General features: G+C 58.7%; 17 protein-coding genes. 10 read left to right on the top strand and 7 right to left on the bottom strand.

All coding sequences use genetic code 11. The annotated features are described in order from the left end of the window. Positions 1 to 22: 22 nt before the first annotated feature. Genes FJE54_RS13385 through FJE54_RS13375 form a run of 3 tightly spaced genes read left to right on the top strand, consistent with a single transcriptional unit; the run spans position 23 to position 2,363 of the window. Complete coding sequence (locus tag FJE54_RS13385) at positions 23 to 469, top strand: MarR family winged helix-turn-helix transcriptional regulator (protein ID WP_139653305.1); 447 nt, start codon at positions 23 to 25, stop codon at positions 467 to 469. A gap of 22 nt (positions 470 to 491) precedes the next feature. Further along, on the top strand, positions 492 to 1,595 hold the full coding sequence (locus FJE54_RS13380; protein WP_139653304.1) for a DUF2269 family protein: 1,104 nt from the start codon (positions 492 to 494) through the stop codon (positions 1,593 to 1,595). A 9-nt stretch (positions 1,596 to 1,604) separates the two neighbouring features. Continuing rightward, positions 1,605 to 2,363, top strand: a complete 759-nt coding sequence (locus tag FJE54_RS13375; protein WP_139653303.1) for a DUF169 domain-containing protein — start codon at positions 1,605 to 1,607, stop codon at positions 2,361 to 2,363. Between the two features lie 143 nt (positions 2,364 to 2,506). Here the strand turns inward: FJE54_RS13375 and FJE54_RS13370 are convergent, their stop codons facing one another. Beyond that, a complete protein-coding gene (locus tag FJE54_RS13370; RefSeq protein WP_139653302.1) occupies positions 2,507 to 2,836 on the bottom strand; it encodes a winged helix-turn-helix transcriptional regulator in 330 nt (109 codons plus the stop codon). Between the two features lie 120 nt (positions 2,837 to 2,956). Here FJE54_RS13370 and FJE54_RS13365 point away from each other — a divergent pair, with 120 nt between their 5' ends. Beyond that, positions 2,957 to 3,502 (top strand): flavodoxin family protein, encoded by a 546-nt coding sequence (locus tag FJE54_RS13365; RefSeq protein ID WP_139653301.1) that lies wholly within the window; start codon positions 2,957 to 2,959, stop codon positions 3,500 to 3,502. A gap of 67 nt (positions 3,503 to 3,569) precedes the next feature. On the opposite strand, the gene FJE54_RS13360 is transcribed toward FJE54_RS13365, so the two are convergent. Together FJE54_RS13360 and FJE54_RS13355 are read right to left on the bottom strand one after the other, a co-directional pair. Continuing rightward, positions 3,570 to 4,019: a GNAT family N-acetyltransferase gene (locus FJE54_RS13360; protein WP_255467436.1), complete on the bottom strand. Its 450-nt coding sequence runs from the start codon at positions 4,017 to 4,019 to the stop codon at positions 3,570 to 3,572. Positions 4,020 to 4,158: 139 nt separating this feature from the next. Continuing rightward, positions 4,159 to 5,148 carry a serine hydrolase domain-containing protein gene (locus FJE54_RS13355; RefSeq protein ID WP_139653300.1) on the bottom strand — a complete coding sequence of 330 codons (990 nt, stop codon included), beginning with the start codon at positions 5,146 to 5,148 and terminating at the stop codon, positions 4,159 to 4,161. Positions 5,149 to 5,454: 306 nt separating this feature from the next. Here FJE54_RS13355 and FJE54_RS13350 point away from each other — a divergent pair, with 306 nt between their 5' ends. From FJE54_RS13350 to FJE54_RS13325, 6 genes are all read left to right on the top strand, one after another. Further along, positions 5,455 to 6,165: a lantibiotic protection ABC transporter ATP-binding protein gene (locus tag FJE54_RS13350; protein ID WP_139653299.1), complete on the top strand. Its 711-nt coding sequence runs from the start codon at positions 5,455 to 5,457 to the stop codon at positions 6,163 to 6,165. Further along, complete coding sequence (locus FJE54_RS13345; RefSeq protein ID WP_218971935.1) at positions 6,162 to 7,049, top strand: lantibiotic immunity ABC transporter MutE/EpiE family permease subunit; 888 nt, start codon at positions 6,162 to 6,164, stop codon at positions 7,047 to 7,049. The genes FJE54_RS13350 and FJE54_RS13345 overlap by 4 nt, the downstream gene beginning before the upstream one ends. An 8-nt stretch (positions 7,050 to 7,057) precedes the next feature. Then, positions 7,058 to 7,861 carry an ABC transporter permease gene (locus FJE54_RS13340; RefSeq protein ID WP_255467435.1) on the top strand — a complete coding sequence of 268 codons (804 nt, stop codon included), beginning with the start codon at positions 7,058 to 7,060 and terminating at the stop codon, positions 7,859 to 7,861. Continuing rightward, entirely contained in the window at positions 7,854 to 8,285 is a 432-nt protein-coding gene (locus tag FJE54_RS13335) for a hypothetical protein (RefSeq protein ID WP_139653297.1), read from the top strand. Before FJE54_RS13340 ends, FJE54_RS13335 begins: the two co-directional genes overlap by 8 nt. A 617-nt stretch (positions 8,286 to 8,902) precedes the next feature. Next, entirely contained in the window at positions 8,903 to 9,565 is a 663-nt protein-coding gene (locus FJE54_RS13330; protein WP_139653296.1) for a response regulator transcription factor, read from the top strand. Beyond that, positions 9,553 to 11,223: a sensor histidine kinase gene (locus FJE54_RS13325; protein ID WP_139653295.1), complete on the top strand. Its 1,671-nt coding sequence runs from the start codon at positions 9,553 to 9,555 to the stop codon at positions 11,221 to 11,223. The genes FJE54_RS13330 and FJE54_RS13325 overlap by 13 nt, the downstream gene beginning before the upstream one ends. A gap of 127 nt (positions 11,224 to 11,350) precedes the next feature. On the opposite strand, the gene FJE54_RS13320 is transcribed toward FJE54_RS13325, so the two are convergent. The 4 genes from FJE54_RS13320 to FJE54_RS13305 form a co-directional block, all read right to left on the bottom strand. Then, on the bottom strand, positions 11,351 to 12,094 hold the full coding sequence (locus tag FJE54_RS13320) for a 4Fe-4S dicluster domain-containing protein (protein WP_139653294.1): 744 nt from the start codon (positions 12,092 to 12,094) through the stop codon (positions 11,351 to 11,353). Then, entirely contained in the window at positions 12,094 to 14,595 is a 2,502-nt protein-coding gene (locus tag FJE54_RS13315; RefSeq protein ID WP_139653293.1) for a molybdopterin-containing oxidoreductase family protein, read from the bottom strand. The genes FJE54_RS13320 and FJE54_RS13315 overlap by 1 nt, the downstream gene beginning before the upstream one ends. 129 nt (positions 14,596 to 14,724) lie before the next feature. After that, positions 14,725 to 14,958: a hypothetical protein gene (locus FJE54_RS13310; protein ID WP_139653292.1), complete on the bottom strand. Its 234-nt coding sequence runs from the start codon at positions 14,956 to 14,958 to the stop codon at positions 14,725 to 14,727. 98 nt (positions 14,959 to 15,056) lie between these two features. Continuing rightward, positions 15,057 to 16,262, bottom strand: a complete 1,206-nt coding sequence (locus FJE54_RS13305; protein ID WP_139653291.1) for an MFS transporter — start codon at positions 16,260 to 16,262, stop codon at positions 15,057 to 15,059. Positions 16,263 to 16,290 lie beyond the last annotated feature (28 nt).

Here is a 16,290-nt window from a genome sequence, read left to right as displayed (position 1 = left end):
AAACTAATGTGACGGAGGTTTCATGGAGCACTACACTCCCAGCAAGGCCATTGCAGCGGCCTATCGGCTCAGTCAGTCCATCCTTCGAGCAAAGCTTGCCACTCTCAGCATCGAAGCTCAGCAAGCCGATTCCCTGTACGTTATTTCCAATAGGGAAGGCCTGAGCCAGCAGGAGCTAAGCGGCCTCCTTTCGGTCAGCAAATCTGCCACTACTCAAGCGGTGAAGAACATGATTGCAGCCGGATATGTCCGCAAGGAAGTCGATGCAATGGATAAGAGGGTGAGCCGACTTTACCTGACCGAAGAGGGGAAAGCGATTGCCCCTCGCATAAACGAAGTATTCGGAGAGCTGATCGATTTGCACCAAGAAGCATTCAGCGCCGAAGAGCGAAAACAGTTCGAACAGCTTATCACCAAACTTGTTGATGAGTTAAGAGAGAAGAAATCTGATATTTCCGCAAAAGAGTAAGCTTTCTTTCCGGAGGTGGCCTATGAAGATTCGAAAAACATACGCATCGGCATTGCGAATCGTTCACATATCCTTGGGCGGCCTTTGGCTGTTGGGGCTCGTTGCAATGCTGGCTTGCTTGGCCGTTCCTCTTGACGTTGCGGAAGGGGATCGGCTCGGCGTCTATCACGCGATAGATGAGTGGCTCGTTATTCCTTGCGCGATAGCGGCTGTCTTGTCCGGCTTGGTTTTGGTCAAGGTAAAAGAGGAATACTCTTTCGGGAAGCATGCATGGCTCTTGAAAAAGCTCGTTCTCTGTTGCTCGGTCATGATAGGGGGCTATGCGTTCGTGAAGACCCCGATGCTTCTTTGGCTCGTCAACTCGCTGGGTGCTCCTTTCTCCCTCGCACTAGAAGAAACTACCCTTTTTCTTTGGCTTACTGTTTTGGCCATCGCTCTTATCGGCTTGGTATTTCGTTTGAGTTTTTCCAAATCTGGTACATCGTCCAATGAAAGAAAAGGAGTCTTCCCTATGAAAAAACTAACGGGTTCTGCTGTGCGAGCGGTAAAGATCGTCCACCTGATCGGGGCGATGTTATGGACGGGTGGCATCGCCTGCATACTCGCAGCCTTGTTGACCTCCGTGCAGCAGGCCAGCCCGGAAGCCGTCCTTGCTCAGATCGCTCTCGTTGAGACTTTCGACTACTTCGTCATCATTCCGAGTGTCGCCCTCTGCATTGCCGTGGGGTTCATGTACGGTTTTCGTACCGGTTGGGGTTTTGCTGCACATACATGGGTGCTGCTGAAATGGGTGCTTTTCTTGGTGGCCTGTGTTCCTGCCGCCCTGTTCTTCCTTCCCCTTCTCGAGGGGATGAGGGAGTTTGTCGTACACTACGGGTTGGAAGCTCTGACGATGGACGGCTTCAACGCCAATCTTCTTATCCTCGTTGCGATGGTGGCCGTACAGCTTATCTTGTCAATCGTCATGATAGGCATCTCGGCATATAAACCTTTCAAGGGGAAAAGGAGAACCGGCAAGCGAATATCGGAGCGCCCCCAATCGGAGCGAGGAAGCATATCGCGATCTCCTGCCGGTTTCAACGAGGCTATGGAGTTTTCTTTCGACGGCGATGTACTGCAAAAGTGAGGTAGGAACATGAAAAGCAAAATCGTTGATAGGTTTGATTTCCGCATACAGCCTATAGGGATATCGTTTTCTGACAAGAAGCCTGACGACGCCATCGAATTCCCCCCTGACAAAAGGGTATGTGTGGTATCGATGCTCCTTGCCGCTTCGAAGGGCAAGACGGTTGCCGTATCGGATGAAACGTGCGCGTGCCCGGGCGGTGCGGTTGGGATTTGCCGAGGCGACGCCTTTACGAGGAGAAACCATAAGACCGCAGAATTGCTTTCTACGGGCATCGAATGCGACGATCCGAACGAACTGCCGAAGCACGTCCAGTACGGCGAGCGTTTCTTCAAGTCGCCGGAAGTCGTGCAACGCTGGAAAGACGCCTTGCCTTATGCGGATGCGCAGACCGAGTATGCCGTCTTCAGGCCCCTTGCGGATTTCAGCGACGACGAGCCGCCGGCGATAGCGCTGCTCTTCGCGAACCCCGACCAGCTCTCGGCTCTTGTCATCATGTCGGGATATTCCAGGGGCAGCGGCCTCAATGTTTCAGCCCCCTTCGCAGCTGCCTGCCAATCCATTCTTTTTGCCTACGACGAAATCGGGAGCGATGAGCCGAAAGCCATACTGGGCGGATTCGACATCTCGCAAAGACATCGACTTCCCAAAGAGCTTCTCACCTTGACGATGCCCTTTCAGTTGTACCGAGAAATCGAGGAAGGAATCGACGAGGGTTGCATTACAACTGAGGCATGGAAGAGGATCGAGGACAGGTGGTCGGATTAAAGCGGAAGGCGCGGATTGAGGCAGGTGAAAAGGATGTACCGTAAGCGGGAAACAGATCGTCAGCATCCGAGCGGCGCTTGTCGTCTTTGCGAGCCGAGCGCACGGGCTTGGCCCCGGGTTTTCGAAACCCCACCAGGCGCCTCTTACCGGTTCTTCTCTCCCCAAAGGCACATGCTGTCGAGGATGGGTATGAGCGATTTGCCCCTTTCGGTAAGACTGTACTCGACTTTCGGAGGTATTTGCGGGTACTCTTCCCGATGAACCAACCCGTCTGCTTCAAGCTGTTTCAGCACCGTGCTCAGGGTTTTGTGGGAGATGGTTTTAAGGTACCTCTTGATCTCGTTGTATCTGACCACCTTGTATTCCATGAGGCAGTACAGAATCGCCATTTTATACTTTCCGCTGATCAGAGACAGGGTGTAGCTGAACCCCGATTGCTCTAAGTCGGCTTCTTCGATCGAGCTGAAATTCATTAACGCTCTCCTTACGGTTAGTATCGCACTTGAATGTGCGTACTTGTTTCAAGTGGTGCATGAAGTATCTTTGCAGTGAACAGACGTAAAGTCAAACGCCGAAAGATAGGAAGCATCGCCATGGGAAAGCGCATAGTCGTATTGAACGGAAGCCCGAGAAAGAAAGGCAATACCTCCGCTCTGGTTCGGGAGTTTACCAAGGGGGCGTTAGAAGCCGGCCATGAGGTTACCGCGTTTCTTTTGCATGATATGGACATCAAGGGCTGCAAAGGCTGTTGGGGCGGGGGCAAAAACCCCGAAAGCCCATGCACGATAAAGGACGACATGGATTCGATCTACCCGGCTTACCAGGAGGCTGACGTGGTGGTGCTTGCCTCGCCCCTGTATTATTGGAGTATAAGCGGCCAGCTCAAAACCGCTTTCGACCGCCTATTCGCTGTTGCCGAGAGGGATTCCGGCTATCGAAACCCGGTGAAGGGTTCCGTGCTGTTGATGGTGGCCGAAGGAAACGGGTTCGAAGAATCCGTCTATTGGTACGAGCGTCTGATGACCCATATCGATTGGACTGATCTCGGCCGCGTGCTGGCGGGCGGGGTTCATCATCCGGGAGATATAGAAGACCGCAGTGAGCTGGAAGAGGCGTTCGAACTGGGGCGGCGGATCTGATTGCGGCGCACGGAGTCCGGGTCGGCTGCCTTTCCGTTTCTCGGGGTAAGCTCGGTCGAACCGAGCCTCACGCGTCCTTGCGGAGATAGACCATGTCGCGCAGCTGGATGCCGTCTTCGAACATGGGGTGGTCGTAGTTGTCGATGAAGAAGTTCTCGTCTCGGTGCGAGATGCGGAAGCCGCAGCGCTCGTAGAATCTCAGGATCTTCGGCACGTCGCCCGTGCCGACGTACATGACTTTGAATTCGCCCAGGTACTGCTCGGAAAGGTAGTCGACCATCGCCTTGCCGTATCCCTTGTTCTGATGCTCGGGATAGGTGGCTATGTTTTTGAGTTCGCATTCCTCGGCGCCCAACGCAACCACGACCGCGACGCATTTGACTCCCTCGTCGTTAAGGACGAAAAGCCTTCCGTCGTCCAAGTACCTGTCGATCATGTCTTCCGACTCGTCTGCCAACAGCAGCAGGTCCAGGTAGTCTTTCTTATTCGAGGTGACCTCGGTAATCATATGGTTCATAGCCGTCCTTCGGTATGGGGTCGTTGCAGGTGCGGTCGTTTTCGGTGCGAGGCGTATTGTACCTTGTTCCAGCGTTCTCGTTCTCGCAGACGCCGCCGAACGTTTGACATCGCAGCAACGTCAGCACCTGGTCACGCGTCTATTCGCCCTTGATGATCGAAAGGGCAAGCGCATCCTCGGGCATAAGCATGCTGGTGATGCAATTCGAGAGCACCACCACGGCTCGTTCCCTCTTCTTGCTGAAGGCAAGAACGGCATGAAACAAACCCGTTTCGCCGTTGTGCCATATGATGTCGTCGTCTTTTTCGAGTATCCACCCGAGCCCCACATCGAGATGCTTGTCGGAAGCCCGCTTTTGGTGGCTGTAAGTGAGGTAGCTTTTCTCGTCGTACAGGTTCATCTTGGCAAATGCGAGCATATCCGCCGCAGTCGAGCAGATGCATCCGGCGGGAGCATACGCAGAATCATCGAGCCATATCCAATTTCCCAGATCGTTGTCTTTTTTGAAACCGTGAACCATAGGAAATTCGTTCGAGTTGCAGGAAGTAGACGAAAGCCCCAGGTCTTCCCTGATGTAAGAGGTGATGTAATCGTAATACGCGCTGTTCATCGCCTCTCCGAGCGTCCGCCCCAACACCGAATACCCGAAGTTCGAGTAGCGGAAGCGCCCTTCCGTCTTTCGCGGCTTGCGCGAAGCCTTGACTATCGAATCGATGAGCCAGTTGGATCCGAAGCGAGCGAACGGGTTGAACTGCTTTTTGCTCGAAGAGAAAGACCAGGAAAGAGCAGCGAGTTTGGAGTCGAAAAGATCGGGGTCGGCGTAGCTGGAAGTGTGGGTTGCAAGCTGAAGGATGGTCGGGTAGCTGCATTCAGGAGGCAGATCGATGTATCGATCGATGGTGTCATTCAGGCTCAATAAGCCTTCCTCCAGGCATTTTGCAAGAAGGGTCGAGAGGACGACCTTTGAAATGGAGCCTATTTCGTACGAACGGGTTTCTGGCGTGACGGGCGCGCCGTTGTTGCCGAAACTTCTGATCTCGTCGATGCCTTTTTCGTGCGTCGCAATGGTGAGGATTACGCGAGGCTTGTCCTTGCAGTATTTCCGGATGTCCTTTTCATTGAGCACCATGGAAAACCCGCCTGTTCGTTGTCTTGTCGGCTGCAAGGCGGGCGTTCGATGCCCCCTTGGCCATGGCCTTTTCTTTCGATATCGTCACAGCATTCTACCATGGGGTTTCCGCCCGCTTTCTTTGCAAGCGCTTGAGGTGCCCAGATCAGGATTTTCGAGTGCGGTTGCGGAAAATCGCTTCGGTATTTCGACGAAAGCTCTTCTTTTCATTGTATCGTTACAGCTTCGTTAGATTTGGCCTCCATGCTGAGTAGCAGTAACCGAAAAGCACCCGCCGCACGGCGGGCGCGAGCGAAGGGAGACGGCATGGAATGCATGCTCGAAACGCAGGGGCTCACCAAGCGCTTCGGTCGGGGCGATAGCGCCCAGACGGCCGTGGCCGATGTGGACCTGCATATAGGAAAGGGCGAGGTGTACGGGCTTTTGGGGCCGAACGGCGCAGGTAAGTCGACTACGCTCAAGATGATCTGCGGAATGCTGCGCCCCACGGAAGGCCGAATCCTCTTCGACGGGCATCCGTGGCAGCGCGACGACCTCTACGCGATCGGCTCGCTTATCGAGGAGGCGCCGATCTACCCCAACCTCACCGCACGTGAGAACCTTGCAGTGCGTACGGCGCTCTTCGGCCTTCCGGACGAGCGGATCGACGAGGTGCTTCGCACGGTCGACCTCGCAAACACCGACAAGAAGCGCGCAGGCCGCTTTTCGATGGGCATGAAGCAGAGGCTGGGCATCGCGCTTGCGCTCATCGCGCACCCGCGCCTTCTCATCTTAGACGAGCCTACCAACGGGCTCGATCCCATCGGCATCGAAGAGTTGCGCGACCTGATCCGCTCGTTTCCCGAGCGCGGCATTACAGTGCTTGTGTCGAGCCACATACTCTCCGAGGTGCAGCAGATGGCCGACCGTATCGGCATCATCTACGAAGGAAGGCTTGCCTACGAGGACGTGCTGCGCCCGGACGAGGATCTCGAGCGGCTCTTCATGGATGTATGTCGGAAGGGAAGGGCGGCATGATGGGCGCGCAACAGGGAAGGAAACCAGCACAGGTAGCGCAGCTCGCGCAAACCGCTGCGCCCGACGCCTCTCGGCGCGTCGAAGCACAGGCGGCCGGTGCCGTGTCCGTGCGCACCCCGTTCTTCTCGGCGCTGCGTGCCGAAGCGCTCAAATTCCGCCATGCGGCACCTCTGCGCTTGGCCATCGTCATGGCGCTGCCGTTTGCGCTCTTCGGGGCAATGACGGGCTTTGGCGGTGCGCTTTCGTTCTCTCCTTGGAACTACTGGTACGCTCTGCTCATGCCTGTGACGATCGCGCTCGTGACGGCGTGCGTGGCGAATGCCGATGCGCGCCTCAAAAACCGCTCGATCCTCGGAATCGGCACCTCACTTCGCGTATCGTGGTGGGCCAAAGTCTCGTACTGTCTCGGGCTTTCGCTCCTGTCAAACCTCGTTGTATTCGCCATCTATCTTGTTGCGGCAGTGTTCGGCGGGGGAGTGCCCAGTGCGGACATGCTGTTCGCATCGGCGCTTACGATGCTGGCGGCGGCGCTCGTTGTTACGGTAACGAGCGCATGGATGATCCCGGTCGGACTTTTTCTCACGGCCCGTGCGGGCATGCTCGCAGGCATCTTCGTGCCGCTGGCGGTGCAGCTTGTGGGAGGGTTCGCCTGGTCGGCGATACCGGTACCGCAGCTTTTCCCGCCCTCTGCCACCATGGTGATCCCCACGGCGTTTTTGCCGGTGCTGCCAAGCGGCGAGCCGCTTGCGGCCGATACGGTGCTCGGCGGCGCGCTCGCCGCATCGAGTGCGCTCACGGTGGCGGGGCTCGCGGTTGCTGCGGTAGTGTTCGCGGCGCTTTCGTTTGCGGGCGCCGCGTGGCTCAAACGATCGGAGGAGCTATGAGGCCGCGCATGTCCTTTCCGCGAGCGCTCCGTTCCGAGTTCGTGCGCCTTGTGCGCTCGCCGCTCGTGTTCGCGCACCTTGCCTGCGCGCTTGCCGGGGGTCTTGCCTGCGGAGCGTACTTCGCCGTTGCGCCATGGGATGCTTCCATGGGAGCGGACGCCTACGTGCAGCTGCTCGGCGCGATGATGCCCCTTATGGCGGGCATCGTGTGCGGGCTTGCGGTGGACGAAGAGCGGCGTGCGGGCGGACTTGCGAACCTCACCGCCGTTCCCTCGCGCCGCATCGCCATCGCGGCCAAGGGCACGGCGCTCTGGCTCATGGGATTTCTCGCCCTCGCCTTTGCCGTCGCGCTCTTTGCCGTCATCCTCGCCGCAGCCGGCAAGCTCGCCCTCGGCGCGGGCACGCTTGTGCTTTCGGTTGCGGGTCTTGCGTTCGGCAGCGCGCCTCTCTATGCGCTCATGACGGCGCTCGCGCTTCGGTTCGGGCGAAACGTTTCCATCGGCGTGGGTGCGGCGGGCCTCGTGCTCGCGTTCTTCTCGGTGGGGGGTCTCGCCCACGGTCTCATGACCGGCGAGCTTACGGCGGTGGGGTCGGGCTTGCTCGGCCTCGAGCCGTTCGCTCTGCCGACGCGTTTAGGGTCGCTTGCAATCGAGGGCGCTCTTGCCTCGGCGCAAGGGCAGATCGAGGTCGTTTCGCAGGTTGGCGATGCTGCGATGGTTGCCGGTTCCTTGTGCTCGGTCGTGTTGGTGGCGGCGCTTGCGGGACTCTTTGTGTGGTTCGAGAAGTTCGAGGAAGGAAGAAGCTATGCGTGATTCTGGAAAGCGAATGCAGCGCCGAACGGTTTCGGTGATCGCGATCGCGGCTGTGCTCGTGGTGCTCGTCCTGCTGCTGCCGAGCTGCTCGGGCGGCTGGGGTGCGGCGACGCAGTCGGTGCTCGACCGGCTCATGCCCAATCCCGTGATCACGATGTGGGCGCAGGTGCCCGAGCCAGATGCCTACACGGACAGCTATAGCGATGCGACGGGTGCCGGGACGAATTACGTGTACAAAATCGACGCCGCAACCGAGCGGGGGGATATCCGCGAGCTCACGATCATCTCCTTCGGCAGCAAAACGACGGGCGAGGGCTACCTCGAAATCGACGCTAAGGGTTCATCGGGCGTCCATTACCGCGGCGTCGACGAATCCGACGTGCCCGAGGAAGCCGAACGGGCGCTGCAGGAAGACGCAAGCTGAATACGTTGGGCGGTGACGGTATGCTCCGCTGTTAAACCAGATCGACGCAGCGCCCTTCCCGGGGCACGGGCATGTGCCGACGGCGTTTCGGCGGCGGAAAGTCGCCTCGAAGCCCAAAAACCGCCGCCGTGAAGCGTTCAATGGGCTTTAAGGCACCGACGGGATGCGCAAGTGAGAGGCTGCCGCATGCACCGAGAAACCGACAAGTCGGTGAACAGGGGTTATCGCTAGCAAGGAATTTGCTTGCATCGGGAATGCATTACGGAACCCTTCACGGCGGCGATTATTGGGCTTTGAGGGGTCCCGCCGGGGGGGTCCGCCGCCCGTCCGTCAACCTCCGGTAAACGACATTTCAGATATGCAGAATCCGAATAAAACCTGTTCGTATTTTCTAAGCCCGATAAATCGCTCCGATACATGTCGTTTACCGGAGGTTGGCGGACATCATGCATTCGATTCGCTTACAGCGGAGCTATGGAATCATTGAAGATGTCGGGTATCATGGCGAAGTGTCCGCAGCGCCGCAAAGGCGGCGGTTGGCGGAAGGCAACCGGTCGGAAGAGGACGGACACCGATACACAGGGCAATACGTACGACCGACGAGCGAAAGGAGTACGATGGCGCGCATACTGGCGATTGACGACGAGCAGGCGATCCTCGACGCGCTTGCCCGCGTGCTCAAGCGCGACGGGCACGAGGTTGTGTGCACCACGAAGGCCGCGGGCGTGCCCGACATGGACCTTGCGCGTTTCGACCTCATCCTCTGTGATGTAATGATGCCCGATCTCGACGGGTTCGATCTCGTGCGGTGCATCCGTCCTCGCTTCGACGGGCCCATCGTGTTTCTCACGGCCAAGGTGGCCGAAGAAGATGCCGTCGCAGGCTTGGGCCTGGGAGCCGACGACTACGTGCGCAAACCGTTCGGAGCTGCCGAGCTGCGGGCGAAGATATGTGCGCATCTACGGCGTGATCAGCGAGAATGCACGCATGTCCTCTCGTTCGGCAACGTACGCCTGAACCTCGGCGCCAAAGAGATTGCCGTGGAAGACGTGCCCGTTGCGCTCACGCCCACCGAGTACGAACTATGCGAACTGCTTGCTCGGCGGCGTGGTCAGGTGCTTTCGCGCGAGCAGATTCGCGAGGCGGCGCTCGGTTGGGACAGCGATTCGGACGACGCTGCGATATCGATGCATGTGAGCCGCGCCCGCAAAAAGCTTGCCCAGGCAGGTGCCGACCCCATTGCAACCGTCTGGGGAGTGGGGTACAAATGGCAGCTTTGAGACCCTTTAAGCGGGGAATCCCTCTTTCGCTGGTGATCGTACGCTATTTCGCGTACGTCATCGCGGCCCTTATCGCCGTGTGGGCAGCTTCGTTCATCGCGATCTCGATAGCGATCAACATGGGCGCTGTGTATGCTGCCAGTTACGGAGCGGGCCACATAGAAGAGACGGTCGAGGCGCTCCGTTCGGCGGAGGTATTCGACGCCGACGAGGTTCCGACTGCGTACCGCTACCTGCTTGTAGACGATACGGGCGCGGTGCTTGCGGGCGATATACCCGATGAAGAACGGGAAGCTGCTCTGGATGTCGTTCGCGAACGTCTCGGCAGCGAGGACGGCGAGCCCGGAAAAGAACCTGCTGCGGTAACCGGGCGCAACGGGGCAACCTACACGGTGTTCAGGCTTCCCGACAACACGATGTGCCTGTTGGTAAGCGAGTTCATGCCGCAGTTTACTTCACGTGCGCTGCGCGATGCGCTGCCCAACCCCCAAGATCTCATGCTGATTGCCGCATGCGCGGGAAGCGTTGCGGCCATTCTGCTCATCTCGCATCGTGCGAGCCGCGTTATCGCGCGCACGATGGCACCGCTTACCGATGCAGCAGACAGGATAGCGAACGAGGACCTCGAGTTTCAGGTGGGGTCGAGCAATGTGCGGCAGGTGAACGAGGTGCTCGAGGCGATGGAGCGCATGCGCTTTTCGCTCAAAGAATCGCTTGAGGCCCATTGGCGCGCCGAGCAGGCGCAGCGAAACCAGGTAGCCGCGCTCGCCCACGATCTCAAAACGCCCCTCACCGTGGTGCGGGCTAACGCCGACTACGTCGCCGAAGAAGCAGGGGATATGGCTAAGACGGCTGGGCTTGCGCATGGAGTCGATGCCCACGGCGTGCCTGCAGCGACCAAGCTTGCGGATGCACTTGAAACGGCTGGGCTTTCAGGCACGGCAGACACGCAGGGCTCGCTTGCGCCCGAGGGGCTTGCACATGGAGTCGATCTTTGCGGCGCGGTAGACGCGCCGTGCATGTCTTCGTCCGACGGGCTTGCGGATATCGCCGCTGCGGCCCGCGATGCTGCTGCGGCGGCAGAGCGGCTCGACGACTACGTTCGCCTGCTCATCGAGGTTTCGCACGGCGAAGCGGCAGTTGGGGCGAAGGAACCCGTTTCGCTCGACGCTTTCGCTGCCGAGCTCGGCAGCGAGGCGGGCGCTCTCGCCCGTACGGCGAATGTCGCACTTGAAGCCACGTACGATCCGGCGCTCGCAGACGCGTGTATCGAGGCTGACCGCGAGGCGCTTGGGCGAGCCGTTCTCAACGTTGTTGCGAATGCGCTCGATTACGCGCACGACCAAATAGACCTCGGTTTCGGCTTCGAAGATGGGCGCACCGTTTTTGCGATCGAGGTCGAAGACGACGGGCCGGGCTTTTCGCCCGAAGCCCTCGAGCACGGCTGCGAGCGCTTCTTTTGCGGAGATGCTTCTCGAACCGGTGCGGTTTCAGGCGGGCATTACGGCATCGGCCTTTCTACGGCGTCCGAGGCAGCGCGCTCGTGCGGCGGTACGGTGGAGCTTTCCAACAGGATCGGGAGGGCGGGTGGCGTTCTCGGCGCCCGCGTCGTCATTCGCATTCCGGTGACTGGCGACTCTGCATCCTCGCGCAGGTAGGCAACGGGTTCGGGCACCAGATAGCGGCCGTGTTTCGCAGCGTCGCTCGAATGCGAGGATCGCTGGCATCTGAAACAAAAAAGGGTGCGGCCCGAACTGAAGGCCGCACCCCGAGTACGCGGGCTCCTTATCCTTGGTCGCTTGACGTAGCGGCCATCACTTCAGCGACGGTGGCGTTCTTCATACACAGTTCGGTTGCGCAGATGACGTCGCTTTCGAATTCCGTGAGGTTCTTGATGTCGGAGTACACATCGTCGGTCTTCGTGCGCGGTTTGGTAAGTTCGATTGCCTTTTCAACATCGTAGGGAATCAGCTGCTCCTTGGGCGGGTTCGGCTTCGCGATCCAGTTGGGGGTCGTGATGTCGGCAGAGGGCATCGTCTCGATCTGGCGAATGTCGCCGTACTTCTCGACCAGCTCGTCGATGGGGCCGAAATCCAAGGCGCGCATCGGACACGCCGCCACGCAGGTGGGCAGCTCGCCTTTCTCAAGACGGTCGATGCACATGGTGCACTTGCTCATCTTGGTGCCGGCATCGTCGCTCGCGAACTTCGGAGCACCGTAGGGGCATGCTGCAAAACAGTTGCGGTCGCCCTCGCACAAGTCTTGATCGACCAAGACAGCACCGTACTTCTCTTCCTTGAACACAGCTCCCCGATCGCAGGCGGAAACACATACCGGGTTATCGCAATGGCCGCAGTTGAACGCCAGGATCCCGATAGAGGTATTCGGGAACGTGCCCTTCTCCCACATGTACACGCTCATCCACTTTTCTGGCCCGGGCTCGATATCGTTCCAATCCTTGCACGCGACGGTGCAGGCTTTGCAGCCATAGCATCTGCCCTGGTCGAAGTAAAAACCGTACTGCGTCATTACTCATCGCCTACCTTCCTGATTTCCACAAGACCTGCTGTCAGCAGCGCTCCTACAACATGGGGCAGATGCGTATCCCCGATGAGGAGGTTGCAGTTGCCCGCAGTGTCGATGCCGTAGGGCATGAGCTTGGACTTGCGGACGTTGTCAAACCGGGACCACTCGCCGTGGCCGATGGATACTGTGCCGGGAAGCAGCTTGGATGAGACGTATGCGGTGATCTCCACTTCGCCGAACTGGTTGTATACCAAAACACGGTCGCCGGTCTTGATGCCGCGGTCCGCCGCATCTGCCGGTGACATGCGAACCATGTGATCGTAGCAATCGCCCTTCAGCCAAGGGTTCCGGTCGTTTGAGGAGTGCTGGCGGTACGTGGAAACTGGGGTGACCATCGACAGCGGGTAGTTCTTCGTCCACGGATGGTAGTAGCTGTCGTTTGCGGGTAGATCCTGGTAGGTCGGCTGCCAGCGGGGATAGGCGTCCATCTTTCCGCCGTAACGGGTTTGGGTCAGATCGGTGTTCTTCACGTACGAGCTTTCGAATTCGATCTTGCCGGAAGGCGTTTTGAAGGGAGACCTGCCCCACGGGATAGTGTTCTTGAAGGGATGGAACCATTCGCCGGGTTCGCCGGGAACGCGGATGATCGGCATCTTCTGGAACTCCTCCCACGAGGGCGGCACGACCCCGCTGTATTCCAGCATCCCGGTCTCGTCTTTGGCCCACTCCTCGTATGCGGGTTTGTAGATGCGCTCGATGACCTGCTCGTCCCAATCGCGCCAATCGGTGACGTCCAGCATCTTCGGGCAGTACTTGTCGGCGAAGCCGAGGCGGCGCGCCAGCTCCATCCACACCCAATCCTTCGAGCGGATCTCGCCCGGGGGATTGACGCCCTTGCCTGCGAACAAAAAGTAGTTCTGCATACCGGCCGGTGCGCCCCAGTAGCGGTTGATGCCGAAGAAGTGCATGTCGGTGGATTCGAATTGGATGATCGGGGACGGGAGCACGATGTCCAGAAACTCGATGGACGGCTGGTCGGGGAAGTACTGCCAGCCCCAGGAAAACTCCATGTCGGCGAACCCTGCCATGCGCTTGGAAACATCGTGCTGGTTGTTGATGTAGTTGTTCGGGATGATGGCCATCTTGAGGTTGGGAAGCGGGCTTCCCTTCGGGCAGCCGATGCGCCGACGGAACTCCTCTTCGGTGATCTCGCCGGCAGCGTAGAGCTTCTGGCAGTGCATGATCTCGGTGACCTTGTTGTTATTGTTCGTGATGGGATTTACCACGTCGCCCTTGATCTGGCCGGTGTCGGGAACCGGGGGGAACACGCGAGGCTGGGTTACCAGAGACGCGCCGCCGCCTTCGCAGCCGCCCGGAATGGAGAGGTTGCCGGTCATGGCTTGAAGGAGCATGGCGACCGCCGCTGCGTAATCGCCCAGGTTGCGCTTCGAGACGCCGTACATCTGCTGGAGGTGTACAGGTTTCATAGATGCGTAGTAGCGAGCGAATTCACGGATGGTCTCGGCGGGGATGCCGCAGATAGGCTCGGCCCACTCAGGGGTGTGCTCCACGCCGTCGACTTCGCCGACAATGTATGTGCGCCATGCTTCGAACCCCTCGGGTTCGACCCACTCGGCAACATAGTCGTGGTCGTAGAGATCCTCGGTATAGAGGACGTGGGCGACAGCGAGGCCGAACGCGGTGTCGGTGCCGGGGCGGATGGGAATCCACTGGGCGCCCAGGCATTCGGCGCTGACGTTGTATACCGGATCGATCAGGATGAACTTGCAGCCGCGTTCCTGGGCGAGCTTCATGTAGTAGGGAACATGACCGAACCAGGCGACCATGGGATCGAAGCCCCAGAGAACAACCAGCTTGGAGTTCAGCAGGTCGGGAGCCTCGAAGCCGGGGTAAGCGTCGCTTGTGCCTTTGATCAGGATGTCGGTCAGGCGAACGCCCAGATGGAAATCTTCAGCTGCAGCACCGCCTGAGGTGGAATGGTCGCCCCAGCCGGTGATGGTGCCGGGCATGTAGGATGCGAACGGAAAATCGGAGCTTTCGAACGCTACGTAATAGCAGTAGTACAGCCACGGGTTGTCGGGGTTCTCTTCCGCCATCTGCTTCATCTTGCTCGCGATGGTGTCGAGCGCCTCCTCCCAGGAGATGCGTTCGAAGTGGCCTTTGCCCGCGCCTTTTTCGCCGACGCGTTTCATGGGGTACAGCAGGCGATCTTCGGAGTACAGCTCCTGGCGCCATGCGTGCCCCATGGGGCACGCGCGGGCTTGGAGCATGCCGGTCTGCACGGCTTGTTCGTCGTCATCTTCGCGCGCAACGCCCGCATTCACGGAATCGTCCGGCTCGATGGAGACGATCTTGCCGTCTTTCACGCTGCACTTTATGAGGCAGGTTGCATCCCAGCAACCGTTGTTGTGGCACGTGGTGTAGAAATGCTCCACCCCCTCATGGCGCTCGCTCAGCTTTTCTACGATCGATTCTCTTGACATTGTGCCTCCTCTCTTATCGGCAATGCGATAAAAAGAATACTCATGCGATACGGGATAACCATCGCTTGACCAGCGGTTACGCAGACAACTCAGCTGGATGCGCGTGGCTTCCGCAATCGCAAAAAACCATTACTTTGCAGCTTCGGCGGTCGTATCGCTGTGGAAGTTCGAAAAACCACCCACTGCTTTGGAGATGAATGCTCCTTCTGATTTTGAAAAAAGCACCTGCGTCGCCATGAGATCCCTGATGGTGACGTTGCAGGCATCCATAGCTTCCTTTTGGCTTTTGCCTTCGGCGATAAGCGCGTTCAGCTTTTCGGCCTTCTTTGACGGGTCCAGTGCCATGAATTCCGCTCGGTCCATACCTACCTCCTTCTGTCGAAATCAACCTGCCCAACTGCGCTGCGCACGGAGGCTTCGCAGGTGAGCCAAAGCGGCCAAAGGGTTCGAATCCGCGTCGATCAGCTGCGGTTCGCTTTCTCGCGTACGAGGATGACGCAGATCAATCCGACGACAGCCAGCGGTACGCAGAATGCGAGCGAGGCGGTGTTCCAGTCCCAGGCAAGTCCGGCGGCGACTACCGGGAAGACGGCCGAGCCGATGACGATGCCGAGATTTTGCAGAAATGCGACGATGGCCATGCTGAATCCGATCTTTTCGGGCTGGTGCGTGAGCTCGGGGATGATGGAGAACGTGCCCGTCGCGCACGACGCCGAGAAGAATGCGAACCCGATCACGAACACGTAGATGAGCGCGAGGTTGTCGGAGAAACCGAACGTCAAGAATACGACTGCTCCCACGAATGCGAACACGAGCAGTCCTTTGCGCGTGCCGAGCTTGTCCGATACGATGCCCGAGATGGGGCCGAGCGCCAGTACGCACAGGTTAGTGATACTTGCGACGAAGCCCGACGTTTGGGGGTCCATCGCATGGACGTCGGCCAAAAACGTGGGGTAAAAGCTGCTGATGGCACCGGCGTTGAATGCGTTCCATGTCATGAACGCTATGGCGACCATCATGATGCTGAACATGTCGGGCTTGCGTGTGATGCCTCCCGCAACGTGCCCTTCTTCGACCTTCTCGGCCGGCGGCTGCGCATAGCATACCAGCGCGAATACGAGGGCCGCCAGGCAAAGCGCTGCGGCGACCCACCATACCGAGCGCCATCCGAGGCTTGCGGCCAGCGCGGGGGCGGTGTTGAACGCGAGAACGGTGCCTGCAGGGAACCATACCGACCAAATGCCCATCGCCAGACCCTGTTTCGCACGCGGGATGATGGTCGCAATGGCGGCCGGCCCGACAACCGAAATCAAGCCCATGCCGATTCCCTCGATGAAACGCGAAGCCAAAAGAACCGGAACATCGTTGGCTACGGCCCCTATTGCGCTGCCGATGGCCAAACTCGCGGCAGTGATGACGAGGCTCTTTTTGATACCCAGCTTTGCGAGGATCGCGCCTGCCGGGAATGCAAGCACGACGCCGATGATCGAGAACATAGACATGACCCATCCGATGTTCTCGTCAGTGAATCCGAGTTCGGGAATGATCGTCGAAAACAAAGGCGGCGCTTTGAACATGCTGTACGCCGACAGAATTCCGATGATGAAGACGATGGAGAAAACCAACCATCGACGACCCATGGAAAACGATTGATCTTTCTCGCTCATGGTACCTCCCAGCTTTTCGAGTGACGTT

Origin of the sequence: Raoultibacter phocaeensis, assembly GCF_901411515.1 — a bacterium.
Lineage (GTDB): Bacteria > Actinomycetota > Coriobacteriia > Coriobacteriales > Eggerthellaceae > Raoultibacter > Raoultibacter phocaeensis.
Note: the sequence above shows the minus strand (reverse complement) of the source record. Positions and strands in the feature narration are given on the sequence as shown.

What these genes read in the sequence shown, in the direction of transcription:
- FJE54_RS13385 (WP_139653305.1), top strand. Translation starts at nt 23, where the DNA reads ATGGAGCACTACACTCCCAGCAAGGCCATTGCAGCGGCCTATCGGCTC.
- FJE54_RS13380 (WP_139653304.1), top strand. Translation starts at nt 492, where the DNA reads ATGAAGATTCGAAAAACATACGCATCGGCATTGCGAATCGTTCACATA.
- FJE54_RS13375 (WP_139653303.1), top strand. Translation starts at nt 1,605, where the DNA reads ATGAAAAGCAAAATCGTTGATAGGTTTGATTTCCGCATACAGCCTATA.
- FJE54_RS13370 (WP_139653302.1), bottom strand. Translation starts at nt 2,836, where the DNA reads ATGAATTTCAGCTCGATCGAAGAAGCCGACTTAGAGCAATCGGGGTTC.
- FJE54_RS13365 (WP_139653301.1), top strand. Translation starts at nt 2,957, where the DNA reads ATGGGAAAGCGCATAGTCGTATTGAACGGAAGCCCGAGAAAGAAAGGC.
- FJE54_RS13360 (WP_255467436.1), bottom strand. Translation starts at nt 4,019, where the DNA reads ATGAACCATATGATTACCGAGGTCACCTCGAATAAGAAAGACTACCTG.
- FJE54_RS13355 (WP_139653300.1), bottom strand. Translation starts at nt 5,148, where the DNA reads ATGGTGCTCAATGAAAAGGACATCCGGAAATACTGCAAGGACAAGCCT.
- FJE54_RS13350 (WP_139653299.1), top strand. Translation starts at nt 5,455, where the DNA reads ATGGAATGCATGCTCGAAACGCAGGGGCTCACCAAGCGCTTCGGTCGG.
- FJE54_RS13345 (WP_218971935.1), top strand. Translation starts at nt 6,162, where the DNA reads ATGATGGGCGCGCAACAGGGAAGGAAACCAGCACAGGTAGCGCAGCTC.
- FJE54_RS13340 (WP_255467435.1), top strand. Translation starts at nt 7,058, where the DNA reads ATGTCCTTTCCGCGAGCGCTCCGTTCCGAGTTCGTGCGCCTTGTGCGC.
- FJE54_RS13335 (WP_139653297.1), top strand. Translation starts at nt 7,854, where the DNA reads ATGCGTGATTCTGGAAAGCGAATGCAGCGCCGAACGGTTTCGGTGATC.
- FJE54_RS13330 (WP_139653296.1), top strand. Translation starts at nt 8,903, where the DNA reads ATGGCGCGCATACTGGCGATTGACGACGAGCAGGCGATCCTCGACGCG.
- FJE54_RS13325 (WP_139653295.1), top strand. Translation starts at nt 9,553, where the DNA reads ATGGCAGCTTTGAGACCCTTTAAGCGGGGAATCCCTCTTTCGCTGGTG.
- FJE54_RS13320 (WP_139653294.1), bottom strand. Translation starts at nt 12,094, where the DNA reads ATGACGCAGTACGGTTTTTACTTCGACCAGGGCAGATGCTATGGCTGC.
- FJE54_RS13315 (WP_139653293.1), bottom strand. Translation starts at nt 14,595, where the DNA reads ATGTCAAGAGAATCGATCGTAGAAAAGCTGAGCGAGCGCCATGAGGGG.
- FJE54_RS13310 (WP_139653292.1), bottom strand. Translation starts at nt 14,958, where the DNA reads ATGGACCGAGCGGAATTCATGGCACTGGACCCGTCAAAGAAGGCCGAA.
- FJE54_RS13305 (WP_139653291.1), bottom strand. Translation starts at nt 16,262, where the DNA reads ATGAGCGAGAAAGATCAATCGTTTTCCATGGGTCGTCGATGGTTGGTT.